This window comes from Kribbella sp. NPDC050459, from assembly GCF_040655315.1.
Taxonomy (GTDB): Bacteria; Actinomycetota; Actinomycetes; order Propionibacteriales; family Kribbellaceae; genus Kribbella.
Genome location: NZ_JBFAJQ010000001.1, coordinates 877,773 through 902,995, shown reverse-complemented (window position 1 = coordinate 902,995; position 25,223 = coordinate 877,773). Strand labels below are relative to the sequence as shown.

The window sequence follows — 25,223 nt, the reverse complement described above, 5'->3', positions numbered from 1 at the left end:
CGTACCCCTACTTGACCGTGTAGCCCATGGCCTTGGCCTGCTTGAGGAGTTCGTCGTTGAACCCGGTCCAGGCCTGGTCGACGGTCTTCCCCGACGCCAGGCCGGCGGCCATCGTCTCGGTCCAGACGCTGCCCGTGTTGTAGAGCAGGTACGAGTGATCCGGCTGGACGTAGGCGTTCGCGCCCTTCATCGCGGCGAACGTCGTCGCGTTGTCGGCGAAGTACTTCCCCTTGGTCTGCTTCGCGATCCACGCGTCCTGCACCGGGCCGTACGCCGGTAGACCGGTCGACAGCTCGACCTGCCACCTGGGGTCCGTGGCAACGAACTTCGCGAAGATCAGCGTGTTCTCCAGCTGCTTGCCGGTGATGTGCCGCGAGAAACCCCACAGGCCGCCGCCCTCGTTGCCGGTCGCGGGCTTGTCCTCGCCTTGCCAGGTCAGCGGCGCGACACCGGTCATCTGGCCGGCCGGGATCTTCCAGGACTGCCGGAACAGGTAGTCGCCCCACCAGGCGGCGCCCGGGCTCATCACCAGATCCTTGCCGGCTTTCGCGGCGTCGGCGTCGAAAATGCCGAGGGTCGAGACCGCCTTGGCCTGCACGAGTTTCGCCAGCAGGTCCTTCGCGCGCACGCACTTCGGGTCGGTCAGGTCGACGTGCACCTCGGTCTCGGACTTGCGGGCGTTCGTCGGGCAGCCGGAGGCCCACAGGTACCGGTCGGGCGCGTATGCGTCGCCGGTGAAGCCGCTGAGCTTGCCGGGGTGCTCCTTCGCGATCCGCAGCGCGAGGTCGCCGTACTCCTCCCAGGTCTTCGGGACCTGGTAGCCGTACTGGGTGAAGAACGCCTTGTTGTACCAGAAGATGTCGGGCGCGGCGTCGTTGCGCAGGCAGCGGATCTTTCCGTCGATCGTGCAGGGCGCGATGACGGCGTCCTCGTAGCCCTTGATCACGTCGGGCACCAGGTCGGTGAGGTCGGCGGTGTAGTTGACCTGGGCGCCCGACGCCCAGGCGATGTCGTCGTTCGACGGGAAGAAGATCGCGTCCGGCCAGCCCTTGCCGGCCTGGTTGAACTGCGCGAACTGCTGCTGCAGCGACTTGCCGCCGACGGTCCCGTCGATCTGGTTCAGCGTCACCTTGATCTCGGGATGCGCCTGCTGGAACGCCTTCGCGGCCGGCACCCGCGGCGGGTCGACCCAGACGGTGATCGCGCCGCCGGAGTCGGTCTGCTTGACATCCGCGCCGGCGCCGCCGGCCGACGAGCCGCACGCGGTCAGCAGCGCCGCCGCACAGGCGACGGTCGCGACAGCCAGCGTGCGCACTGTCCCGGGACGAGAACCGGGTGACTTCATGACGGACTCCTTCGCGTGCCCCACCTGCTCAAACGTTGGAGCAGAACGCTAGACGGCGACGGCGAGACTGGTCAATCGTTTGAGCACGGACTTTTGCGCCACCGCAACAGAACCCCCTGACGCGAACCCGGCCGGTCAGCTGGTACGGCGTGGCGGCGCGGTGGACTCGCGGACGACGAGTTCCGGCGGCGGGTCGGTGACCACCTCGTCGGAGGTCTCGCCGGTCTCGATCCGCCGGATGACGCTGCGCACCGCCGTACGACCGACCGTGTAGAACTGCATCTTGACCGCGGTCAACGGCGGCCAGGTGTTCTCGGCGGTCCACGAGTCGTGCACGGTCACCACGGACAGGTCCTCCGGCACCCGGATCCCCGCCTTGCGCGCCTCCGCCAGTAGGCCGACAGCGGCGTTCACGTTGGCCACCACGATCGCCGTCGGCCTCGGCTCCAGCGCCATCAGCCGATGCAACGCCGTACGCCCGTTGTCCACGGTGTAGCCGACCCTGGTTTCGTACTCCTTCGGCACCCGCACGCCGGCGGTTGTGAGCGCGAGCTTGTACCCCGTGCGCCGCCGCTTCGCGGTGAACGATCGCGGCAACCCGTTCGCGAACGCGATCCGCTCATGCCCCAACTCGAGCAGATGCTGGGTCGCGATCAGCGCACCATGGTGATCGTCCAGCGTGACCGAGCCGACGTAGCCCGGACTGGACGAGTTGACCAGCACGATCGGCGCGTGTGTGGTGAGCAGGTCCTGGAGACCCGCGGGCAGCACCGCGTCACCGACCTGCAGCGCCATACCGTCCACGCGGCCTTCGCCGATCAGGCGCGCGATCACCTCACCACCCGGCCGTACGTCGTCCGAGCGCCCGAGCAGCACGGTGTACCCGCGCTCGGTCGCCTCGTCCTCCGCGCCGTGCATGAGCTCGGTGAACAGCGCGTTGGTGATGTCCGGTACGACCAGCCCGACGACCTGCGTCCGCGCCGACTTGAGCGCCCGGCCCGCGAAGTTCGGCCGGTACTGCAACTCCCGCGCCGCGTCGACGATCCGCTGCCGGGTGGCCGCGCTCACCCGCGAGTCCGGCGCGTCGCTCAGCACCCGGGACACAGCGGAGATCGACACCCCGGCACGGGCAGCAACGTCACCCAGAGTCGCCATGCTCCACACCCTACTGAGCAATCGGCGGATCGGCGGCGAGCGGGTCCGCACCGTCACGCAGCCGGCCCTGGGCTCCGAGCCGCGGGGCAGATCGGCCGGCCCGGAGCACCTGGCCGTCGATCCGGATCGGACTCCGAGTTGTCGTCAACCGAAGCGGCTCACCACCCGGCTCGGCCGGCTCCCGCTCGACGACCTGTGTCATCCCGACCGCAGCAAACTCCGCCGACCCGATCACCTCGTCCAGCGTCCGCAACGGCACACAGTCGACCCCGGCGGCACCCAACATCTCGACCCAGTCCGCGGTACGCCCCACCGCCAGCCGCTCCGCAACCCACCGACCGACCTGTTCCACGCCGCCGACCTCCATCCCGGCTGGTGCGCGCAGGGCGCGGAAAAGGGTCTTCGGGCGGGTCGGCGCGATGGCCAGGTGGCCGTCGGCCGTCGCGTAGAGGGCGGACGGCAGGACGAGATCCGGTGGGGGCGGGTCGGTCGCCGGAGGGTTGAGGCAGGCGGTGAGCCGCTCGAACTGCAGGTCGAGCATGCCTTCGAGGAGGCTCGTCTCGATCAGGCCGCCGCGGCCGGTGCGCAGCTTCCGGACGAGCAGTGCCGTGACGCCCTCGGCGAGGTGGCAGCTCATCAGATGGTCGGCCAGCGAGAGCCCGACGGTCACGGGCCGGTCGCCGCCGCCGACCCAGGCGAGAGCCGACACGGATTGCGCGAGCAGGTCCTGTCCCGGGCGATCGGCCCACGGGCCGTCGGCGCCGTACCCGGACGCGGCCGCGTACACGAGGCCCGGATTGAGCGCCCGTACCGACTCGTAGTCGAGGCCCAGCCGCTCCATGACCCCTGGCCGGAAGTTGTGGATGAGTACGTCGGCCCGCGCCACGAGCCCCCGGACCAGCTCGAGTTCGCCGGGGTCCTTGAGATCGGCGACGACCGCCTCCTTGTTCCGGTTCATCGCGTGGAACGAGACCGTGTCTTCGTCCGCCCACCGTCCCGCGAACGCCAGCGTGCGACCGATCTCCCCGGTCACCGGCCGCTCGACCTTGACCACCCGGGCGCCGAGATCGGCAAGCCGCAGCGCCGCCACCGGCCCCGCCAGAAACTGACTGAAATCCAGCACCACCACCCCCGCCAACGGAAGCCCCACCACCCCGCCACCCCCCTCCCTCACCAGCCCTGCTCAATCGTTTGCGCAACCCTAAACCACCCCCACCCCCACAGCAACCGACCCCCTTCAACGCCACTCTGTGCACCAGATCCGTACGGCGAGGCGCCCGGCGTACGGATCTGGTGCACAAAGTCGGACCGGAGGAAAAGCTAGCCACGGGGTGGGGCGACGGGCGTAGTGTCTGCACAGAGCGCATCGTGCGAGGGGGGCCAGACCGTGAGCGATCCAGCAGCGACCCGTTCCGAGTATCCCGACCACATCGACGCCGCGGTCCTGAAGGTGGCCGGCGTCGTGGTGCTGGGCGCGATCATGTCGATCCTCGACATCACCGTGGTCAACGTCGCGCTGCCGACGTTCCAGGACGAGTTCGGCACGCCCGAGAGTCCGGTCTCCTACTCGACGGTCGCCTGGACGGTCACGGCGTACACGCTCGCGCTGGCGACGGTGATCCCGTTGACCGGCTGGGCCGCCGACCGGTTCGGCACCAAGCGGCTGTACATGATGGCGATCTTCCTGTTCACCGCCGGCTCCGCGCTGTGCGCCACCGCGACCAGCATCAACATGCTGATCGCGTTCCGGGTCCTGCAGGGTCTCGGCGGCGGCATGCTGATGCCGCTCGGCATGACGATCATGACGCGCGCCGCCGGACCGCACCGGATGGGCCGGCTGATGGCCATCCTCGGCGTCCCGATGCTGCTCGGCCCGATCCTCGGCCCGATCCTGGGCGGCTGGCTGATCCAGGTGGCGAGCTGGCACTGGATCTTCCTGATCAACGTCCCGCTCGGCGTGATCGCGATCGTCTACGCCTGGTTCGCGCTGCAGCGGGACACGCCGCACCGCTCGGAGACCCTGGACGTCGTCGGGGTCCTGCTGATGTCGCCCGGGCTGGCGTTGTTCCTGTTCGGCGTGTCGTCGCTGCCCGCCGAGAACGGTGACTTCGGTGCGCCGCGGGTGTGGGTCTCGATCCTGGTCGGGCTGCTGCTGATGGCGGCGTTCGTCTGGCACTCGTTCCGGCCGAAACATCCGCTGCTCGACCTGAGGCTGTTCAAGGACCGCAACCTCACGGTGTCGATCGTGACGATGTTCCTGTTCGCGGCCGCCTTCTTCGGCGGGCTGCTCCTGGTGCCGACGTACTTCCAGCAGATCCGCGGCGAGTCGACGCTGCAGGCCGGTCTGCTGGTCGCGCCGCAGGGGCTCGGCGCGATGGTGACGATGCCGATCGCGGGACGGCTGGTCGACAAGGTGCCGGTGGGCCGGATCGTGCCGTTCGGGCTCGGGCTGATCGTGATCGGCATGTTCGGCCTGACGCAGCTGACCGCGACGACGCCGTACGGCGTCATCATCGTGATGCTGGTCGTGATGGGCTTCGGGATGGGCGGCACGATGATGCCGCTGTTCACGTCGGCGCTGCGGACGCTGGCCGGGCCCCAGGTGGCACGCGGCTCGACGTTGCTGAACATCACCCAGCAGATCGCGTCGTCGTGCGGGGTCGCGACGATGTCGGTCATCCTCACCAACCACCTCAACGACTCGCCGATCATCCCCGGGACGGACCAGATCCCCGGGCTGGGCGACGGGCTCCGCGAGACCGAGGCCGCCATCCTGGCCAACACCCGCCCGGTCATCATCGCCGCGCTGCACCTGGATCCCGTCGCGCTCGCCCGCGGCCTCGCCGACGCCGCCGCCGCGTTCGCGAGCACGTTCTGGGTGGCGTGGGTGCTGGTCGTGCTGACCCTGATCCCCGCATTGATGCTGCCCCGCAAACGCGAGGAGACCCACCTGACGGAGGGCAGCGCGGTCATCGAGTGACCGCCGGCGATTCCCACCCGGCACAGGAGATCCCGCGGATTGTCGGACGTCCCGGGTAGGGTCCTGGCGTGGATATTGGGGAGCGGATTCAGGACCTCGCCGATCGGATCGTGGTGCTGCGTGACGCCTATTACCGCGGGTCGCCGTCGGTCGCCGACGCGGAGTACGACGCGATCGAGGACGAGCTGCGGGCGCTCGTCCAGGCCAACCCGGAGCTGACCCCCGACCCGAACCCGCTGGACCAGGTCGGCGCGCCCGCGGTGCTGCATGCGCCGGTCCGGCACTCGCGACCGATGCTGTCGCTGGAGAAGGCGACCCGCCCCGAGCAGGTCGAGGCGTTCTTCGCCCGCTTCCCCGGCCAGCCGGTGGTCGTGATGCCGAAGCTGGACGGCCTGTCCCTGGCTTTGGTGTACGAGAACGGGCGCCTCGCCCGGGCGGTCACGCGAGGTGACGGCACCACCGGTGACGACGTGACCCCGTTGGTGCGCGCGCTCGCCGACGGCGTCCCGGACCGCCTCGACGTGCCGGACCGGACCGAGGTCCGCGGTGAAGCGGTCATGTTGCGCTCCACCTTCGCCGCTTACAACGCCGCACATCCGGACAAGCCGCTGATCAACCCGCGGAACGCGGCGGCCGGGACGTTGCGCGCGAAGGACCCGGCCACCGTCGCCGAGCGCCGGCTGCAGTTCCTGGCGTTCGACCTCCTCAGCGACCAGGCCGAGGCCGACCTCGAGCGTGCGCTGCAGACCATGGGGTTCACGGTGGCCGACATGCGCCACTGCGACGACGCCACCGCGGCGCAGGCGGTGATCACCACGATCGAGCAGCAGCGCAACGAGCTCGACTACGACCTCGACGGCGCCGTGCTGCGGCTCGCCGATCGGGACGCCTTCGCCGCCGCCGGCACCCGGTCGAGTTCGCCCCGCGGCGCGCTGGCGTTCAAGTTCGCCGCCGAGGAGAAGACCACGCTGCTCGCCGACGTGGTCTGGGACGTCGGCAAGACCGGCAAGATCGCGCCGGTCGCCTGGCTCGAGCCGGTCTTCGTCGGCGGTACGACGGTCACCCGCGCCACCCTGGCGAACCAGGAGGTGATCCGCGCCCGCGACATCAAGATCGGCGACACGGTGCTGGTCCGCCGGGCCGGTGACGTGATCCCGTTCGTGGCCGGCGTGCTCGACGCGTCGAAGCGCACCGGGCAGGAGCGCGACATCGTGCCGCCCAGCACCTGCCCGTCGTGCGACCAGCCGCTGACCGAGCAGGGCAACAGCCGCGAACTGTTCTGCACCAACGTCTCCTGCCCGGCGCAGACCGTGCGTCGCCTGATCCACTGGGCGTCCCGCGCGGCCGCCGACATCGACGCGATCGGCGGCGTCTGGATCGAGCGGCTGGCCGAGGCCGGCATCCTGGAGAACCCGTCGGACTTCTACCGGCTGACCGCCGAAGGGCTGCTGGAGTTCGACCGGATCGGCGAGATCTCGGCGGCCCGGATGATCGAGTCGATCGACACCAGCCGGCAGGTCGGCCTGCGCCGCGCGCTGATCGGTCTCGCGATCCCGATGGCGTCCGAGGGCACCGCGGCCCGGTTGTGCCGGGCCGGCTTCGGCTCGCTCGAGGAGGTCGCCGACGCGGGTGTCGACGGCCTGGTCGCCGTAGACGACATCGGCCCGAAGGTCGCCGCCTCGCTGATCGAGCACCTCACCCGGCTGCACCCCGAGCTCGAGCGGCTGCGCGCCGCCGGCGTGTCGCTCGACGTCCGCGAGGAGGACCTGCCGCCGGTCGTCGCCGCCGGCGCGCCGCTGGCCGGCAAGACCGTCGTCGTCACCGGCGCGATCAGCGACCCGCGCTCCGGCGAGAAGGTGGCCCGGCCCGCCTTCCAGCGGCTCTGCGAGAAGGCGGGCGCGACGATCGCCTCCTCCGTCTCGGCGAGCACCGACTACCTGATCACCGGCGCCGACGTCGGCGCCGCCAAGCTCACGAAGGCGGACAAGCTCGGCGTCGAGGTCGTCGACCAGTCCGAGATCTGGCGCCAGCTCCAGCAGGCAGACCTGCTCGGTTAGCGCGCGCTGTCCAGTTCCTGACAGCACCCTGGCGCCCGGCCGCTCCGGCGGGAAAGGGTGGTCGGACGTCGAGGAAACGGAAGAGCGCATGACCGACAGCACCGACAAGCACGGCGAGGCGACCGGCTTCCAGGAGCAGGCGCCGTACGACGAATCGATCGACCTCCGCACCGATTTCGTGATGGTCTACGGCCTGAACGACAGCACGCCGGAGCGGATCGCCCGGTGGCGCGAGGCCGGGTACCGGATCCACCTGATGACAGGGATCTCCTGGGGCACGTACCAGGACTACCTGGACGGCCGATGGGACGGTTCCGGCCACTGGGCGGACGCGCAGACCGCGGGCGACGGCTCACCGATCCTGCACGGTGAGAGCACCGACATCCCGTACATGGTGCCGACGTTCGCCTTCACCGAGTACCTGGTGCAGAAGCTCCGCCCGATCATCGAGCTCGGTGTCGAGGGCATCCACCTCGAGGAGCCGGAGTTCTGGGCGCGGGCCGGCTACTCCGAGTCGTTCAAGCGTGAGTGGCAGGCGTTCTTCAAGGAGCCGTGGCAGGCGCCGCACAGCACACCCGAGGCGCACTTCCGCTCCGGGCAGCTCAAGCAGCACCTGCTCTCCCGCAGCCTGGACCGTGTGACGTCCGTGCTCCGCGACGAGGCGCTCGCCCAGGGCCGCGAAGTGCGCTTCTACGTCCCGACGCACAGCCTTCTGAACTACACGCAATGGCAGATCATCAGCCCCGAATCGCGGCTGCGAACCTTGCCGTCGATCGACGGTGCGATCGCGCAGGTGTGGACCGGCACGTCCCGGACGCCGAACGTGTACGCCGGGAAGGTCGCCGAGCGCACGTTCGAGACGGCGTACCTGGAGTACGGCATCGCGCAGGACCTGACCCGCGGTACGGACCGGCGGATGTGGTTCCTGCACGACCCGATCGAGGACCACCCGGACCGCACCTGGGAGGACTACCTCGCCAACTACCAACGCACGCTGGTCGCGTCGCTGCTGCACCCCGGCGTCGCACGGTACGAGGTGGCGCCGTGGCCGCACCGGATCTTCAACCGCCCGTACCTGCGGGAGGGATCCGCCGAGCGCGAGCTCATCCCGCCGGACACGGCGACCAGCTACCTGATCGCGATGAACAGCCTGCGCGATCTCGACCAGCCCGACGTGCGCTGGTCCCAGGAGGGTCCGCGGATCGGGATTGCGCTGTCCGACACCGCGATGTTCCAGCGCTGGGCGCCCGGTGGTGAGAGCGGCCACTACGACGGTCTGCAGGACGCGTTGGCGCTCGAGGGCCGCGAGCAGCTGCACTTCTCCGACTTCTACGGACTGGCCCTGCCCGCGCTGTTCGAGGGGCAGCGGGTCTGCCCGGTCCAGCTGGAGAACGTCATCGACGCTCCGGACGCGCTGGACGACGTCGACGTACTCGTTCTGAGCTACGAGTTCCAGAAGCCGTTGGCGCCGGGCATCCACTACGCGCTGGCCGGGTGGGTCAGCCGCGGCGGCAGCCTGCTGTACGTCGGGGACGGCGCAGATCCCTACCATGAGATCCGCTCGTGGTGGACCGGGCGGTACGACACCTGCGCCGACCATCTGGCCGAGGCGCTCGGGGCGGACCGCTCGCGTGACGGCGTCCAGGCGAGCGGTCAGGGGCGGGTGCGGTTCATCGCGTCCCGGCCGGCCGAGTTCACCGAGTCGCCGGAGCGCGCGGCCGAGCTGGTGTCGGCGATCCGCGAGCTGGCCGAAGCGGGCGGGCACACCTGGAAGTCAAGCAACTGGCTGTCGGTGCAGCGCGGTCCGTACCTGATCGGCGCCGTGCTGGAGGAGGCGGGCGGCTCACAGCTTCTCGAGGGCAGTTACCTCGATCTGCTCGACCCTCAGTTGCCGATCGTCCGGCGCCGCGAGCTCGGGCCCGGACAGCTGGCCTGGCTGCGCGACCTCACGTACGCCGACGAGACGCTCCTCGCCTCCGCGGGCCGCGTCGTCGACTGGCAGCGGGACGCGACCACGATCAGGTTCAGCTGCGAGGCGCCGCGCGGCGTACAGGTCACGACGGCGCTCCGCGTGCCGTCCGAGCCGACGGCGGTGCAGGGCGTCAGTGAGTCGAAGTACGAGGACGGCGTGCTGTGGCTTCGCCATCCAGGTGATCCCGCCGGGACCCGCGTCGAGCTCAACTTCTGATGGTGTGACGCGCGCCGGCCGGACGGCCTCCGGTGGAGGTCGTCCGGCCGAGCGGATGATCGCCTCGGGACCCGGTCAGAGCTTGTGAAGCTTGTGGAAGGGGGCCATGACCCGGAGGAGACGGCCCTTCCCGAGGTCCACCACCACCGCTTCGGCACCCTCGACCGCGGTGATCCGGCCGATGCCTTCCTTGTCGTGGGAAACCCGGCCACCGACCTCGAACGTCTTGATCGGTGCGGGCACCGGCTGCTTGAAGGGACTTGTGGCTAGGCGGCGCTTCGCGCGTGTTGTCTCCATTTGGCCCCAGTATGCGCCAGCCGGAGCCGTTTCGCCGACCTACGGGGCGCGGCGCAGCACCACGGTCGCCTGGGTGGCGCCGCGGGGAAGGCGGACGGTGCCGGTGACCTGGTCGACGACGGCGCCCTCGGTCGAGATGTGGGCGATGTTGTCGCGCAGCACCGGGAGTTCGATACTGTAACCGGTCGGCTTCGTGGTGTCACCGCTGAGCCGGAGCGTCACCGTCCTGCCGGACGTGGTGAGTTGGTAGCCGATGCGGCCTCCGGTGACCGGGTAGCTGTTCAGCGCGATCTGCTGCCGGTTGCGGATCCACTCGTTCGGCACACCGCGGCCGATGATCACGGTCCCGTCCGACTTCTCCGCGATCAGCGAGTCGAACAGCACCTTGGTCGCGGTGGACTGACCCCACATGTGCTGGTTCGAACCGCCGCCGCCCCGGGCGTGGTCGATGTTCCACGGCGAGTCGGCGCTCGGGTAGTCGACGCCTTCCCACCAGCCGAACGGCCCGCTCATCGTCTTGTCGATCATGTACTGGTACGACTTGATCCCGAGGTCGCGGTACTCCTCACCCCGCAGCGCCGCGCTCCCGTAGCCGGCGTTGTACGCGCTCGAGAAGTACCCGTGCGGGTACCCGCCGAAGTTGTAGATGGTGTCCGAGACGTCCTTGCGTCGCTCGAACCCGTGCGTGTACGTGTCGTCGATCTTGTCGAACATCGTCCCGTGCTGGTCGGCGCCGAACAGGTACCCGTCCCACGCCCAGCGCCCGAACAGGAACATCGAGGCCCAGTTCGCGTCCCGCGGGTCCTTGCGCGGCCCGGTCTCGTTCGGTTCCACCATCGAGATCGGGAGGTAGTCCAGGTCGTACTGCTTCATCGTCTGCTCGATGCGCGCGGTTGCCACCTTCAGCAGATCGTCGTACTCCGCCTTCGCCCACGCGGCCTCCGCGGTCTCGCCGAGTGCCGTGGCGAGATAGCGGTACGTCGTGAGTCCGGTCAGCGCCGACCAGTTGTCGATCGTCCAGTACCCGTGGGAGTCGATCGCGTCGGTTTGCTTGATGATGCCCGTGCCGCCGTCGATCCGGTCGGTCTCGATCGTGTGCGTGTTCTTCTTGATCGTCTCGAACCGGCTGCGGATGAAGTCCTTGTCGCCGGTGCGCTGCAGATAGAGCGCGTACGGCCAGCTGTACTTCCACTTCGCGTCGTCGTACTGCAGCTGCGCCGGCAGCGTGGACAGGTAGTCCCGGGCGTAGGTGAAGTCGCCGACCGTCAGCAGCGTCGACACGATGCCGATCGTGTCGTGGTCGAACATCTCGTCGTACCCGTTCTCGCCGACGTGCAGTTCCTTGGCGCCGTTGATGTCGTCGCGGATGATCAGCGTGTAGATGTACCCGGCCTTGTAGGCGTTGATCAGCCGCCGGTCGGGCAGGTCCGTGATGTCCGCGATCGCCGACAGCCGGTCGTTCCAGTACTGCCGCATGTGCCGGTAGTGCTCGTCGAAGCCGCCAAGGGTCCGCACCTGCTCAGCCGTCGGCCAGTCGTACGTGCCGCCGAACCGATCTGCTGCCACCGCATAGTCGCGGACGACGGTCTGCCCGGCGCCGACCGTTTCGCCGGCATCGTTCAGCGGCGTCAGCAGGCTCGACACCCGCGGCAGACGAGCCGGCGCGGACGTGGTGTTGGTGACGGTCATCCGCGAGTACGCGATCTCGAAGCGGTTGCCGTTGACAACGACGAGGTCGGCGAAGTTCTCGACCGTGATGCCGAGACCGTCCTTGGCGTACTCGCTGATGAACGCGGGCAGGTATCCCTCGGCGTTGGACCACTTGATCTTGCCCGGGATGTTCGGCACCCCGAAGGTGATCATCGCGTCGCCCCGGCTGCGCAGCCGGTAGCTGCCGTCGATGAAGGCGATGGGCGCGTTCAGGTCACCCTCCCAGCCGAACGAGGAGGTGAGACCCGGGTTGGTGACGTAGGTGTACTGCGCGTTCGCCGCGGACGAGACCGCTTCGTCGAACGCCGCCTTGAGGAAGTCGTACGCGAGCCGCAGGTCGTCCGCCTGCGCGCCGCCGTTCGCGAGGGTCGCGGTCGCCGCCGCGATCTCGTTGTCCAGCTGCCGTTGCGCGGGCTCGCTCGCCGCGTACACGTCCGCCGCCGCGGCCTGGTCGAGCATGTTCTGCACCAGAGCTCGGTAGCTACCGGCCGACGCCAGCGTCACACCCGCGAGCGTGACGTTGCCGGAGGCATGCGTCTTGCGGGTCACCTGCGCACTGACGCGGGCCGACTGTCCCGCCTCGAGGTTCAGCTCGAACACTCGGGTGACCGACGGGTCGGTGCTGACCAGATCGGTGCTCACGTACGACGGCGTTGCGGCTCCGTCGAGGTAGACCGAGATCCTCGCCGCGGCTCGCCAGACACCGGAGACGAAATGCACGGTACGACGTTCCGCTGCCGCCGGGACCGTGAGGTCGTAGCCGTACGGATCGGTGAGGTCCACGCCTGTGTTCGCGCCGTCGGCGAAGAAGATGCCTCCGTGACGGGTGCCGGGCTGGGACGCGGTCGGCGTGCCGTCGGTCCACGAGTAGCTCACCGGGTTGTCGTTCTGCGAGCCGATCGCTCCCCCGGACTGCCGATTCGCGACCGCGAGCACCGGCGTACCGGCCCGGCGGTTGATCGTCGATCCGTCGAGATGCATCCAGTCGCTGACCCCCTCGGCCGTCAGGTTCAGCGACACCGGCGCAGCGGTCGCCGAGAACCCGGTCCCGAGCGTCGAGAGCGCCGCGGCCGACAACGACAGATTGCCGGCGGCATTCAGTTTGCTCGCGAAGCGACCGGTTACGACGACGCCCTGGCCCGGCCGGATCGTCACGGTGTAACGCTTCGCTGCGGCGGTACCACCCGCGTTGATCTGCGTGGTGTACGGACTGCTGCCGTCGGTCGCGGTCACGGTCACCGATCCACGGGCCTGCCAGATCCCACCCACGAACACCAGGCGTCGTGGCGAGTCTGCGGCCGGGACCGTGATCCGGTACCCGGCGTCGTGGGCCGTCGTGTCCCCCACCGTCGTCGTGTCGTAGTTGAAGACGCCGCCGGTGGTGACGCCGGTCGCCGGCGAGGCGCCGTCCGACCACCCGAACGCGATCGGGCTGTCGTCGAGCGTCGTCCGGCCACCCGCCGGGTTCAGGTCGTCGACGGTGAGCGCCTGCGGTACGCCGGCCTTCCGGTCGATCCCTGAACCTGTCACATGGATCCAGTCGAGGTCGCCGTACGACGTCAGGTCCATGGCGCCGCCGACGCCGCGGCCGTTGGGCAGGTTCTCGACGCCGACCACGAACGGGTCGGCGGGCGGGGCGGCCGCCGGAGCGGCCGGGGCGGAGATCACTGCGGTCACCACGAGTGCCGCGGCGCCGACCGCCGCGAGCATTCTGGTTCCGTGCCTCATCTTGTGTCCCTTCAGGAGGTTGGCACAGCGGACGTGCGGGGCCCGGGGAGGCTGGATCCGCGGACCACCAGCTCCGGCTCGAGCAGCACGTGCTGCGGCTCACGGGGATCGCCGGCCATCAGGTTGTCGATGGCCTGGATCAGTTGCCGTCCGACCTCGTCGATCGGCTGGCGCAGGGTGGTCAGTCCCGGACTCACCAGGGCGGCCGTCGGCGAGTCGTCGTACCCGGTGATCGCGACGTCGGCGCCCGGCCGCAGCCCGCGCTCGTGCAGCGCGCGCATCACGCCGAGCGCGAGCGTGTCGGACGCACAGACCAGGGCGGTCGCGGGGCGGGAGGCGTCGAGCATCCGGTGCGCGGCCTGCCGGCCGGCTTCGAGGGAGTCGACGACCGCGGCCTGCAGGTCGGTCTCCAGCTCCCGGTCGCGGCAGGCGTCGAGCCACCCTTCGCGGCGGTCCTGGCCGAGCTCGGACTCCGCGAGCCAGCCGATGTGGCCGATCCGCCGGTGCCCTTGGGCCGCCACGTGGTCCGTCGCCGCCCGGGTCCCGGCGCGGCCGTCGACGTCGACCCAGGCCAGGCTGTCGTCGCCGTCCCACGAGCGGCCGAACGACGCGAACGGCACGCCCCACGAACGCAACGCCGCGACCCGGTCGTCGTTGTGATGCGTCTCGGCCAGCACGAACGCGTCGATGGAGGTCTTCTTCAGCAGGTCCCGGTACGCCTTGATCTCGCCGGCCGGTCCGTCCTCGGCGTGGCACAGGATCAGGTGGTAGCCGGCCTCGACCGCGGCAGCGTTGAGCACGTACAGGAAGTCGTCCATCAGCAGCGACGCCTTGTCCGGCCGGGACGGCCGCATCTTGAAGGCGATCAGCGACGAGCTCCGGTTGCGCAGCGCCCGGGCGGACAGGTTCGGCTCGTACCCGAGCTCCTCCACCGCGGCCAGGATCCGCTTGCGGGTTTCCGGCGCCACCCGGTCGGGGTTGTTCAGCGCGTTAGAGACCGACTGCGCCGAGACGCCCGCCCGCTGCGCGACCTGCACCAGCGTGACGTGACCGTGCGGAGCCGGCCCACGGTTGGTGTGCTGCATCGGCACTCCCGGGATATTAACGTTAAAAAGGTTTCCTGCAAGCTACTGAGTCGCGAGTGGCATCGTCAAGGGCTGAAGCGGAGTCAGTGGTTTTAACGCTAACAGCCGCCTATCCCCAGGCAGTTATCCACAGGCCGCGAGGTTCCTCCGTCCGCGGCCGGCGGAAATCCGTACGTTCTTGGGGCAAGGAGGTGCTCGAATGAACAAGCACAGGAATCACCGCCGGCGTGGCCGGCAGACGCTCGGAGCCGACCAGCACCCGCATCCGCAGCTCAGGCCGCTGACCGTCGGGCAGGCCGCGCGATTGGTGCGCCTCGCAGAGGCAGCAGCGGCGAAGCGCGGCTTCGCGATGCGGTACGACGGCGTCGCGGCCCTGGTGCCGGTCGGAACCGGGGATGTGTCTGCAGACGTGGCCGGCGGAATGACCGCAGGTCTGGGCAACCTCGCCCTCAAGGTCGCGAACCTGCCACGACAGCAGTGGCACGCCGAGGTCAGTGATCACTTCGATCAGATGCCCAGACCCGACGAAGTCATCACGGTGCCGGACGACCTGGAGAACAAGCTCTATCTCAGGCTCGCGTGTGCAGCGTTCCACGATCCTGACATGGTCCGCGACACACCTGAATTCGTGCCGGGTGTCGTCGTGGTGCCGGCTGTCTGCGTGGGTCGCGCGGCCGCGATGTATTTCGACGTCGACAGGCTCGGTCTGACACGAGATCAGGCCACCCGGATCGGCCTCGCGAACATTCGGCGGATCCAGGACGAGGTCGAGACCGTGCAGCTGGCCGGTGCCGAGCTGACCGTTGTCGGCGGAGGCATGTTCACCGCGTCGAGAGCACTCGTGTTCGACACGGTGCTGCGCGAATCGCTCCGGGTCGAGGACCCTGCCCACGGTTGTCTTGTCGCCATGCCCGCGCGCGACCAACTCGTGATTCATGTGCTGCGAGATCAGACGGCGCTGAACGCACTGGCTGCCATGGTGAGCCGCACCGCCGAACTCTTCACCACGAGCCCGGGCGCAGTCAGCCCGCACGTGTACTACGTGATCGACAACGAGTGGCACCAGGTCACCGACTACACCACCGGCACCTTCCATCTCCACGAGGTCCCCCCACTCACCGAGGCCCTGGAGCAGCTGGACGCCATCCCGAAGGCCGCATGATCGCCCGATCCCTGCGGGCGCGCCTCGCCCGAGGGTCTCCCAGGTCGCCGGCGGTCCAGGCGGGGCAGCCGCAGACTGAACCTTCGGCGAGGGCGTGTTCGACGTGGTCGAGAGACAAGCTGATCCTCGTGCCCAGGGCGGCTTCGCACGGCGAGCTGCCGGACGCATAGGAGGACGTGATCACCTTCAGCGGTGGCGACCATGACCGCGATCTTGATCGCCTGGCCGCCGCCCTCGTGGACCAGTGATGCCCAGCGCGTCCATCAACGACTCCACCAGCCGCGTGGACACCCCGGACAGGTAGCACGCCGGCACCACTGACGTCAGAGCCGCCTCCGCCTCGCGGCGGCGTTCGGGCAGCCAGTCCGGGCCACCACGCGATACACCAATCCCCGAACGCAACTCACGCCCAACCGCGCCGGCTGCCTCACGTTCCGCCTGGAGACGGGATTCGATGGGTGCCGTCGGGGTCTACATGGAAGGTGAAGCCGTGCGGTGTGGTCCATTCGAGCGTCTTGTGGTCGATGCGGTGCACGGACCATCCGCGGGCGTGCGTCTTCACCCGGTGACCGAACCGTCCGAGCGGCGCGAGGTTGGTGGTGCTGGTCTGGCCTGTTGGCCCGTGAAGGTCGTAGGGCTCGATGTGATCGAGGTCGATGGTGTCGCTGGTCTCGCGGGTGCCGTACGGGAAGAGTTCGACCGGGTGGATCAGTCGCACCCGCTCACGAATCCGGGTGGGGATTTCGTAGGCGTTGACGCTGACCGCGTCGTTCAGGTCGATGACTGGCTTCACCGTGTAGGGACCGTGCCCGACCAGTTCGGCCAGCTGGCTGGCCAGCAGCGGCCCGATGCCCTCAGCCCGCACGACGCCGGCACCACTCGCCAGCGTCTTGTCGGTGAGATGCACGATCACCTCGGTCTGTCCTGGACGCACGTGTCCCCTGACTCGGCCGGCCCTGGTCGGGTCTGCCGAGTAGGCGTCCTGTTTGATTTGCGCGAGTCGTGCGTCGAGCGCCCGGAGCGTGGCAGCGTCCATCGGTTGCGCCTCAGCGGTCCGGGTCCTCGGGTCGGGCGAGCGGCCGTCGTACGGATCAACCGGCAGATCGAGGTCGCGTAGCCCCGACGCCTCCAACCACGGATCCTCCATCGGCCCGACCGGCTCCCGCGGATCAGACGGCTCCAGCAGATCGTCCTCGCCGTCCGCACACGCGACGTCGACCCACGCGACGCCGGCACCGTCGGCCGTCACAAACGTCCCGCTCCCCGAACGCACGCGCTCGTCGGCAGCCTTGATCGTGGCCTCGCTCGTGGCCGCTACGTCGGCTCCGGCCCGGACATGCAGTATCGCGTCGGCTTCGCCCTGGGCGTCCGCTGCGGGGTCGGCTTCGGTCTGTGGGGCGGCTTGAGCTCGGGCTTGGGTGAGGAGTTCTTGGGTGAAGGCGGGGTCGGAGATGATGCCGACGGCCTCGGCGCGGCGGTGCTGGACGGGGCGGGTGTCACCGAAGGTCTTCAAAGCCTCGGCGATCGCGGCGATGGCCGCGTTGTACCGATTCACCCCGCCGGCCGCGGCCTTGATGTAGATCGTCTTGTTGCCGTGCCCGTCCCCGCGCCCGACGAACACGCCACGGTCGGCGGCTGCTTCCGCGGCGTCGGTTTCAGCGAGCCCCGGATCGGCCTGCTTCTTGGCTGCGGCCACGATCTTGTCCAGCCGGTACGGCGAGATCGTGTCCACGACCGGCGCCACCCGCCGGTCCACAGACGCCGCCCCCTGCAGGTCCAGCTTCCCGCAGCACCGCACGATCTGACAGGCCTTCCACGCAGTCGCCGCACCAGCCTGAACCTGCGCCCAGATCCTTGGGAACCGATGCCGCAACGCCAGGCCATCGGCGATGATCTGACGCCCCACACCAGGAGAGACACCGACCACGACACCGAACTCCGCCACCGCGAACTCCGCAATCTCCGGGCAACCCTCACCACCCAGCACCACCGCACGCTCCCGCCCATCACCCACCCGTCGACCCGGCCGCACCCCACACACCGCGGGATGAAACCGGTCAGCGTAGACCTGGGCACACTCCAGCACCCGCGCGTCGGCCCGGCTCGCCACCGCACGGCACTCAGCCGCGGCCTCCAGCAGGTCGCGGGTCGGCAACACACCCAGATCATTCTCGAACATGTGTTCGATTCTATCGAACGCATGCCGATTTCGCCAAATCCACCGAGCCCACGAAATCCCATGCCTGCAAGGCGAAATGGCGAACTACCTATCGTTCCGAGCGGCCGATTCCCAGGCGGGAATTGCCCAGGCGGACGGCGCTCGCGACGATCGGCGGTATGGACTTGGATGCGAAGGTCGGCGTGTTGCTCCCGACGGTGAAAGCGCAGTGGACGGCGGGCGACGAGCCGCGGCAGGTGGTGCGGCTGGCGGTCGCGGCCGAGGAGTTGGGGTACGACTCGGTGTGGGCCAACGACTCGGTGCTGACACCGCGGATCGAGGCGCTGACGGTGCTGACCGCAACGGCCGCGACCACCGAACGCGTGACCGTCGGTACGGCGACTCTGATGCCGGTCATCCGACGTCCGGTGAACGCGGCGCACAGCCTGGCGTCGCTCGACCTGCTGTCAGGCGGCCGGCTGGTGGTCGGCGTCGGTGCGGGATTCCCCGGGCGCTTCGGCGTACCGCTGCACCGGTTGTCGGAGGTGCCGTGGGAGCGCAGGTTCGCGCGGCTGGACGAGACGGTCGCGCTCTGGCGGCGGCTGTGGAGTGCGGACGAGCCGGTGACGTTCCACGGCGACGTACTGCGGCTGGACGACGTACCGCCGACGATCAGGCCGCACACCGCGGGCGGACCGCCGATCTGGCTCGGCGGATCGACCCCGGCCGCCCTTGAGCGGACCGGCCGGCTGTACGACGGCTGGCTGCCCTATCCCCCACGCGCCGACGACTACGCCACCGGCCTGAAGGTCGTGCAACAGTCCGGCCGCGCCGTCACGCCCGCGCTGTTCGTCTCGGTCGCGATCACCAACTCACTGGCCGAAGGCGAGGACCGCCTCCGCGGCTACGCCCGCACCAATTACGGCATGGACCTCGAAGACCTCCGCAAGATCCAGGCCGTCGTCGCCGGCCCCCCGTCCCACGTCACCGAACACCTCCGGGCGTACGTCGAAGCCGGCGCCACGCACCTCGTCTGCAGGCTCGCGGCCGCAGGCCTCGACGATTACCGCCGCCAACTCGAACTCCTCGCGGCTACTGTCAACACATGAGCGAACTTGTGGTGGATGCGCCGATCGTCGCGGTGACCGTGTATCCGGATCGGGCGCGGATCACCCGGCGTGGGCGGTTGATGGTGCCGGCCGGGGATCAGACCGTGTACGTCGAGCCACTGCCGCTGTTGCTGCAGGACGATTCGGTGCGCGTGTCCGGGCGCGGGCCGGCGACCGTACTCGGGGTGGACGTGGCGACCCAGCACCATCCGCAAGCTCCGGACGAGACAGTCGCCGAGCTCGAGCGGCAGCGGCGTGCGGCGCAGGACGAGATCGCTGCGCTGACCGACGCGGACGACGTACAGGTCCAGCTCGAGACCTTCCTCGCACAGCTGGCCAAGCGGGCCGGCGGAAGTTTCGCGCGGACGCTGGCGGCGGGCGACTCGACCGCCGAGCTCGGCGGGTTCACCGAGTCGCTCGCAAGCCGACTGGCCGCCGTACGGGCAAGCCGCCGGGAGCTGACCGCGCAGCGCCGGGACGTCGACGACCGTCTCGCCGCGATCGGCCGGCAGCTCGCCGCGCTCTCGGAGAAACGCACACCCGACCGGCGGTCCGCGGCCGTCACGCTCGAGGCCGAGTCCGATGCGGAGGTCGAGATCGAGCTCTCGTACGTCGTGCCCGCGGCCGGCTGGTCCAGCTCGTACGACGTCCGTCTGCGGGGCGATCGGCTGACGCTCAACTGGTACGGGGTGATCACGCAGGCCACCGGCGAGGACTGGCCGGAGTGCGAGCTCACCCTGTCGACGGCGCGACCGACCGTGACGGCGAAGGTCCCCGAGCTCGATCCCTGGTACCTCGACCGCTTCCACCCGCCGGTGCCTGTCGCCGCCGCCCCGATGATGCGCGGCGCGGCGCGGACGGACGCGTTCGCCGAGACCCTCCAGTCGGCCGCGCCCGCCTTCGTGGAGCAACAAGCGATCGTCGAGCAGGGCGTGACGGCGGCCAGCTACACCCCGCCGCGCCCCGTCGCCGTACCCGCGGACGGCGCGACCCACCGCGCGACCATCGCCGCGATCGACCTCGACGCCGAGCTGGACTACATCACGGCCCCGGTGCGATCCACCGACGTCCACCTGCGGGCGACCGTGGTGAACTCGTCCGTCCACACGCTCCCGGCCGGGAAGGCCGCGGTCTTCCACGACGCGGACTTCGTCGGCTCGGCCGCGCTGCCGCTGTGGGCGCCCGGCGAGGACGTCGAACTCGCCCTCGGCCTCGACGACCGCATCCGGGTGGAGCGAAAGATGGTCCGGCGCGGCGCGACGAAGGCGACGCTCGGATCGACGCGCCGACGGCAGGTCGACTACGAGACCAAGATCGAGAACCACACCCCACATGCCGCCCGAGTCACGGTGCTCGACCAGTTCCCGGTCGCCCGCGACCACGAGATCACCGTCAAACAGCTGACTGCCGACCCCGAACCGGCGGAGACCACCGACCTCGGCGTCGTCACCTGGAAACTCGACCTCGGGCCCGGCGCGGAAACCGTCGTCAAGTTCGCGTTCCGGGTCGACACCGGCAAGTCGGTGGACCTGGCCGGGTGGCGCGAGTGATCAGGTGATCTCCAGGTTCGCCATCATCCCCATGTCCTCGTGCTCGGCGTTGTGACAGTGGAAGAGGTAGCGGCCGCGGTACCCGTCGAAGCGGGTGATGATCTCGGCGGACTCCCCCGGACGCAACGACACGGTGTCCTTGAGACCTGCGTCGGACGGGAGGGGTTCGCGGCCGCCGCGGGACAGGATCCGGAAGCCGGCCAAGTGCAGATGGACGGGATGGTGGACGTCGGCAACCAACCGCCAGAGCTCCACGTCGCCGAGCCGGGTGGTGACGTCGGTCCGGTCCGGCGCGAACGGCCTGCCGCCGATCAGCCAGCAGTGGCCGTCGCCCATCTGCCCGGCGCGGAACGCGAAGTCCCGCGTCCGGACGGCCTCCGATCGCTGCCACCGCGGCAGGTCGTCGGACAGCACGTCCGGGATCCGGCTGGGATCGGCCGCCTTCCGTACGACGTGGAACGCCAGCACGTCACGGGTGCGGCCGGTGCTCGCGCGGTTCACGATCCGGACCCGGCTGCCGACGGCGACCCGGCCGAAGTCGGCAATCACGTCGTACCGCTCGGCCGGGGCGATGGGCAGGTGGCGATGCGTCACCGGGGTGCTGAGCAGGCCCTGGTCGGCGCCGATCTGGACCAGGTCGAGCCGGCGCCCGTCGTCGAGCACCGCTTCGAGGTCGTAGTGCCGCGCGTTCGACGCGTTCAGGATCCGCAGCCGGTACCGCGCCGCATCGACCTCGTGCACCGGCCAGGGCGCGCCGTTCACCAGGACGACATCGCCCAGAACACCTGCCAGATAAGGCTCCTCGACACCGGGCCGCATCGTCAACGACGGGTCGATCGATGGATAGGCCAACGAACCGTCGGCGGCGAACGCCCGGTCCGCGATCAGCAACGGCAGCTCACGTACCCCTGACGGCAGACCGAGGGACTCCTCGGCGTCGTCGCGGACGAGGTGCATCCCGGCGAGGCCGCGCCAGACGGCCGGCGCGGTGAAGTCCATCCGGTGATCGTGGTACCAGAGCAGCGTCGGCCGCTGATCCAGCGGGAACGTGTACTCCCGCGTGACGTTGCTCGTCACCGCCCGCGGATCGTGCATGCCGTGGGCGTGGTGCTCCCAGCCGGACGGCAGCACGAGGTCGGTCGGATACCCGTCGGACTCCGCCGGCGTCCGCCCGCCGTGCAGGTGGACCACCGTCGGCACCGGCAACTCGTTGCGGTGGGCAACCGTGATCGCGTGCCCTCGCCTCGACTCGATCGTCGGCCCGGGAAACGTGCCGCCGTACGTCCACAACCGGGTCGGCACGCCGGGCAGGATCTCCGCGGTGACCTCCCGCTGCACGATCTCGTACCGATCGGCACCGGACAGCACCGGCGGCAACGGCAACGGCACCTGGAACGCGGGCGGCAACGGTACGGCGCTGCGCAGCTCGGCCCCCGTCGACGCCGGGCGCCGCGACAGTGCGGCCGCGCTCGACAACCCGCCCGCGGCGACCAGCCCGAGCGCGCCGCCGATGCCCAGCACCTGACGCCTGCTCATCCGCTCACGCATGCGCGGCCTCCCGCCAGACGGCGATGAACAACACGACCACCGCAGCGACTGTCAGCACGCCCAACGGAAGGTGCAGCCACAGCGCGCCGTCCTGTCCGGCGAAGTACTGCACTGTCTCGGCCGCCACCACTCCGAGCGACGCGAAGAACGGCCAGACCCGCCGGAGCCGTGCCCAGACCACCGCTGCGGCGATCACCTGCAGACAGCCGATCGACGTGACGACGTCCGCGCCGACGGCGTGCAGGCGCAACCCGTCGAAGTCGCCGCTCAGATAGACGCCGGCGAACACCGGCTGACCGACGATCGCCACCAGATGCGCGCTCACGAGCCCGCGCAGAGCCCAACCACTGACCATGCCGCGACACTATGATTCACGCGTTATGAGCGTCCAAGACCAATATCGCTATCTCGTGATGACGGAAGGGTCATGATGGACCTGACGATGCTCCGCCAGTTCGCAGTCGTCGCCCGGCTCGAGCACCTCAGCCGCGCGGCCGACGAGCTCCACGTCGCCCAGCCGTCACTGAGCCGCACGATCGCCCGGCTGGAGAACGAACTCGGTACGCCGTTGTTCGACCGCGCCGCCCGGCTCCGGCTCAATCCGGCCGGCGCACTGTTCCGCGGGTACGTCGAGCGCGCGCTCGGTGAACTCGACGCCGGCCGCCGCGCGGTCGCGGAGGCGACCGCGCAGGGTTCGGGCAGCGTGCGGCTCGCGGCGGAGACCTTCCTCGCGCTCACCGAGCCGATAGCAACCTTCAAGCGCGAGCACCCGTCCGTCGAGATCGAGCTTCAGCAGCTGTCCGCGGTGGACATGCCACGCGCGTTGCGTGCCCAGGACGTCGACTTCTGCGTCGCGTCCCAGCCGGTGCCGAACGCCGGCCTGCAATCGGCGGTGCTGCTCGACGAGGCCGTGCTCGTGGTGACACCCCTCGACCATCCGCTGGCGAGCCGTCCGTCGGTGACGGTCGCGGACCTCGTCGACGAGCCGTTCGTCATCGCCCGCAAGGGGCACTGGCAGCGCCGGCTGCTCGACCGGTTGTTCGCCGAGACCGGCGCGACTCCGCGGATCGTGTGCGAGAGCGACGAGGCGGCCGCGATCCAGGAGCTGATCCGGTCGGGTCTCGGCATCGGTTTCAACCCGGTCTTCGCCCGTCGCGCGATCCCGAATTACCCGGTCGCGGCCGTACCGGTCGACCACCCGGAGTGCCGCCGTACGCTCACCCTGCTTTGGAATGCCGACGCGCAGCTGTCCGCCGCGGCCGGACTCCTGCGCGCCGCGATCACCGGCTGGGACTGGGACTCAGAGTGAGCCCGACAGCCACGACCAGGCGACCTCGAACTTCTTCTCCAGCCGGGACCGGACCGCGTCCGCGACCAGTTGCTCGAGGCGCGCACCGACGACCGGGACCGACGCCGTCACCCGCAGGTCGAACGCCTGCGTCGTCCCGCGGCCTTCCGGCACGATCCGCGTCGTGCCGGTCAGTTTCACCGGCACCCCGGTCACCGCTCCGTCGACGTCGGCCTGTCGTGCCCCGTCGATGTCGGGCCGGTGCCAGATCTTCGACTGCTCCAGCTGCAAGCTGGTCCCGACGAACCTCCGGGCCACCACCGGTACGTCGGACAGTTGCGTCTGCCAGTGGAACTGCACCGCCAGGTCGTCGCCGTCGTCGCCCACCACGACGTCGTACGACTGCGCCCGGAGCCGCTGGAACACCTGCTCCTGGAACGTGATGTCGGTGATCATCGCGAAGACCTCCTCCGGAGAGGCGTCGTACGACGTGGCGAGAGACAGATCCATGCGCCCATCTTGCACCGCCGGCGAGCGACCGGTCAGCGCCCCTGCAGCTACCGGCCGCCCGCGCCGTCGGCAACTGTGCGGACAGGTGGTGACACGGTGAGCGACATTCGGTAACCTTTTCGTGATGTTCACGGCGTAGCTGACTGAGAACGGGGCTTAGGAAGCGCATGGCCATCAACCACTTCGCACCGGGCGGTGCGTAACCGGCACATGTCCACACACACCGCCGCAGTATCCAACGATGCCGACGACGAGGATGAACTGATCAGGCTCGCGCAAGCGGGCGACGGAGCAGCTTTCGGGCGGCTCTACGATCGGTACCTGCCGTCGATCTACCGCTACACCTACTCCAAGACCTCGTCGCGCAGCGCGGCCGAGGATCTGACCAGCGAGACGTTCCTGCGGGCGTTCCGCGCGATCGCCCGCCGGCCGCGGGCGCACCTGAACTTCGCGGCCTGGCTGGTGACCATCGCCCGGAACGTGGTGATCGACCATCACCGCTCCGGCTGGAGCCGGCTGGCGATCGTCACCGACGAGGTCGACCCGCAGATCGACGACGCCATCGGGCCCGAGCAGGCCGCGCTGGCGTCGGTGAGCGAGGCGTCGCTGCGCGGCGCACTCACCCACCTGCCCGACGACCAGCGCGAGTGCCTGCTGCTGCGGTTCTTCGCCGGCCTGTCGATCAGCGAGACCGCGGCCGCGATGGACCGCACCGACGGCGCCGTCAAACAACTGCAGTTCCGCGCCACGAACCGGCTGCGGCGCCTGCTGCAGGAAGGGTGATCACGGCATGTCAGGCGTGGTGGCGAGCTCGATCAGGCGTTCGGCGACCTCGGCGCAGCGTTCCTCGGCGCGGCCGCGGGCCGAGCCGGTGAAGCGCAGCCGCGCGGTGGCGGTCAGCGGATCGGCGCGGACCTCGATCAGCGCCCCGCCGGGCCGCGGCTGGACGTTCACCGAGATGCGGACCCAGCCGCCCAGACCGCTGCGCAGCCGGACGACCAGCTCGTGATCGGGCCGCCAGGTCTCGACGATCGCGACGACCAGCTGCCGGTTGTGGGCGTGGCGTGCGCGCGGCGCGCGGCCGTCGTCCCGCTGGATGACACTGCCGGCCTGCGGCCAGTTCGCCGCGGCGCGGAGCTCCGGCGGGACGGCGATCATCCACTCCGCGAACGTTGCCGGGTCACGGATCACGGTCATGACGGCGTCGACGTCGACGGCGCCGAACCGCCAGGCCATCACCATCGAATTCGCTTCCCCAGTCCGCTCCGCGTGCGTACTCCCGTGTCTACCAGTACGCAGCGTCACCGGGGCCCGCGCAGCGCTGTCGCGGACGTCACATCGACGTCGAACTTT

General features: G+C 69.7%; 19 protein-coding genes and 1 pseudogene. 8 read left to right on the top strand and 12 right to left on the bottom strand.

Annotation, left to right across the window (positions count from 1 at the left end; genetic code table 11):
• Nucleotides 1-7: 7 nt before the first annotated feature.
• The 3 genes from AB0I12_RS04185 to AB0I12_RS04175 all read right to left on the bottom strand — a co-directional run bounded on the left by AB0I12_RS04185 (nt 8) and on the right by AB0I12_RS04175 (nt 3,650).
• Entirely contained in the window at nt 8-1,345 is a 1,338-nt protein-coding gene (locus tag AB0I12_RS04185; RefSeq protein ID WP_359924286.1) for an extracellular solute-binding protein, read from the bottom strand.
• A gap of 135 nt (nt 1,346-1,480) precedes the next feature.
• On the bottom strand, nt 1,481-2,500 hold the full coding sequence (locus tag AB0I12_RS04180; RefSeq protein ID WP_359924284.1) for a LacI family DNA-binding transcriptional regulator: 1,020 nt from the start codon (nt 2,498-2,500) through the stop codon (nt 1,481-1,483).
• A 10-nt stretch (nt 2,501-2,510) separates the two neighbouring features.
• Nucleotides 2,511-3,650 (bottom strand): CoA transferase, encoded by a 1,140-nt coding sequence (locus AB0I12_RS04175; protein WP_359924281.1) that lies wholly within the window; start codon nt 3,648-3,650, stop codon nt 2,511-2,513.
• A 237-nt stretch (nt 3,651-3,887) separates the two neighbouring features.
• Between AB0I12_RS04175 and AB0I12_RS04170 the strand changes: the two genes are divergently transcribed.
• From AB0I12_RS04170 to AB0I12_RS04160, 3 genes are all read left to right on the top strand, one after another.
• Entirely contained in the window at nt 3,888-5,480 is a 1,593-nt protein-coding gene (locus tag AB0I12_RS04170) for a DHA2 family efflux MFS transporter permease subunit (RefSeq protein WP_359924279.1), read from the top strand.
• 68 nt (nt 5,481-5,548) lie between these two features.
• Nucleotides 5,549-7,537, top strand: a complete 1,989-nt coding sequence (gene ligA / locus AB0I12_RS04165; protein WP_359924276.1) for an NAD-dependent DNA ligase LigA — start codon at nt 5,549-5,551, stop codon at nt 7,535-7,537.
• Between the two features lie 88 nt (nt 7,538-7,625).
• Nucleotides 7,626-9,725, top strand: coding sequence for a hypothetical protein (locus tag AB0I12_RS04160; RefSeq protein WP_359924274.1), 2,100 nt, complete (start codon nt 7,626-7,628; stop codon nt 9,723-9,725).
• Nucleotides 9,726-9,800: 75 nt separating this feature from the next.
• Here AB0I12_RS04160 and AB0I12_RS04155 read toward each other — a convergent pair whose 3' ends face one another.
• The 3 genes from AB0I12_RS04155 to AB0I12_RS04145 are packed head-to-tail and all read right to left on the bottom strand — an operon-like array spanning nt 9,801 to nt 14,545.
• The gene (locus AB0I12_RS04155) at nt 9,801-10,022 is read right to left on the bottom strand and encodes a hypothetical protein (protein WP_359924272.1); all 222 of its coding nucleotides are present in this window, start codon (nt 10,020-10,022) and stop codon (nt 9,801-9,803) included.
• Between the two features lie 39 nt (nt 10,023-10,061).
• On the bottom strand, nt 10,062-13,460 hold the full coding sequence (locus AB0I12_RS04150; RefSeq protein WP_359924269.1) for a sugar-binding protein: 3,399 nt from the start codon (nt 13,458-13,460) through the stop codon (nt 10,062-10,064).
• 11 nt (nt 13,461-13,471) lie between these two features.
• A complete protein-coding gene (locus AB0I12_RS04145; protein ID WP_355692183.1) occupies nt 13,472-14,545 on the bottom strand; it encodes a LacI family DNA-binding transcriptional regulator in 1,074 nt (357 codons plus the stop codon).
• A 199-nt stretch (nt 14,546-14,744) separates the two neighbouring features.
• On the opposite strand from AB0I12_RS04145, the gene AB0I12_RS04140 reads away from it, so the two are divergent.
• Nucleotides 14,745-15,707 (top strand): hypothetical protein, encoded by a 963-nt coding sequence (locus AB0I12_RS04140; RefSeq protein WP_359924266.1) that lies wholly within the window; start codon nt 14,745-14,747, stop codon nt 15,705-15,707.
• A 243-nt stretch (nt 15,708-15,950) separates the two neighbouring features.
• Here AB0I12_RS04140 and AB0I12_RS04135 read toward each other — a convergent pair.
• Both AB0I12_RS04135 and AB0I12_RS04130 read right to left on the bottom strand, forming a co-directional pair.
• Nucleotides 15,951-16,076: pseudogene (locus AB0I12_RS04135) on the bottom strand (transposase); the annotation flags it as partial.
• Nucleotides 16,077-16,134: 58 nt separating this feature from the next.
• Nucleotides 16,135-17,886, bottom strand: a complete 1,752-nt coding sequence (locus AB0I12_RS04130) for a hypothetical protein (protein ID WP_359924263.1) — start codon at nt 17,884-17,886, stop codon at nt 16,135-16,137.
• Nucleotides 17,887-18,044: 158 nt separating this feature from the next.
• Here AB0I12_RS04130 and AB0I12_RS04125 point away from each other — a divergent pair, with 158 nt between their 5' ends.
• Together AB0I12_RS04125 and AB0I12_RS04120 are read left to right on the top strand one after the other, a co-directional pair.
• Nucleotides 18,045-18,974 (top strand): LLM class flavin-dependent oxidoreductase, encoded by a 930-nt coding sequence (locus tag AB0I12_RS04125; RefSeq protein ID WP_359924260.1) that lies wholly within the window; start codon nt 18,045-18,047, stop codon nt 18,972-18,974.
• On the top strand, nt 18,971-20,524 hold the full coding sequence (locus AB0I12_RS04120; protein WP_359924258.1) for a mucoidy inhibitor MuiA family protein: 1,554 nt from the start codon (nt 18,971-18,973) through the stop codon (nt 20,522-20,524). Before AB0I12_RS04125 ends, AB0I12_RS04120 begins: the two co-directional genes overlap by 4 nt.
• Here the strand turns inward: AB0I12_RS04120 and AB0I12_RS04115 are convergent, their stop codons facing one another.
• Nucleotides 20,525-22,072 carry a multicopper oxidase family protein gene (locus AB0I12_RS04115; RefSeq protein ID WP_359924255.1) on the bottom strand — a complete coding sequence of 516 codons (1,548 nt, stop codon included), beginning with the start codon at nt 22,070-22,072 and terminating at the stop codon, nt 20,525-20,527.
• Nucleotides 22,065-22,427 carry a hypothetical protein gene (locus tag AB0I12_RS04110; protein WP_359924252.1) on the bottom strand — a complete coding sequence of 121 codons (363 nt, stop codon included), beginning with the start codon at nt 22,425-22,427 and terminating at the stop codon, nt 22,065-22,067. Before AB0I12_RS04110 ends, AB0I12_RS04115 begins: the two co-directional genes overlap by 8 nt.
• A gap of 72 nt (nt 22,428-22,499) precedes the next feature.
• Between AB0I12_RS04110 and AB0I12_RS04105 the strand changes: the two genes are divergently transcribed.
• Nucleotides 22,500-23,381: a LysR family transcriptional regulator gene (locus AB0I12_RS04105; RefSeq protein ID WP_359924249.1), complete on the top strand. Its 882-nt coding sequence runs from the start codon at nt 22,500-22,502 to the stop codon at nt 23,379-23,381.
• On the opposite strand, the gene AB0I12_RS04100 is transcribed toward AB0I12_RS04105, so the two are convergent.
• Nucleotides 23,373-23,870: a DUF2505 domain-containing protein gene (locus tag AB0I12_RS04100; protein WP_359924246.1), complete on the bottom strand. Its 498-nt coding sequence runs from the start codon at nt 23,868-23,870 to the stop codon at nt 23,373-23,375. The genes AB0I12_RS04105 and AB0I12_RS04100 overlap by 9 nt on opposite strands.
• 210 nt (nt 23,871-24,080) lie before the next feature.
• Here AB0I12_RS04100 and AB0I12_RS04095 point away from each other — a divergent pair, with 210 nt between their 5' ends.
• Complete coding sequence (locus AB0I12_RS04095; protein ID WP_359924243.1) at nt 24,081-24,653, top strand: sigma-70 family RNA polymerase sigma factor; 573 nt, start codon at nt 24,081-24,083, stop codon at nt 24,651-24,653.
• Here the strand turns inward: AB0I12_RS04095 and AB0I12_RS04090 are convergent, their stop codons facing one another.
• The gene (locus AB0I12_RS04090; protein WP_359924240.1) at nt 24,654-25,112 is read right to left on the bottom strand and encodes a hypothetical protein; all 459 of its coding nucleotides are present in this window, start codon (nt 25,110-25,112) and stop codon (nt 24,654-24,656) included. It abuts the gene before it with no gap.
• Between the last annotated feature and the right edge of the window lie 111 nt (nt 25,113-25,223).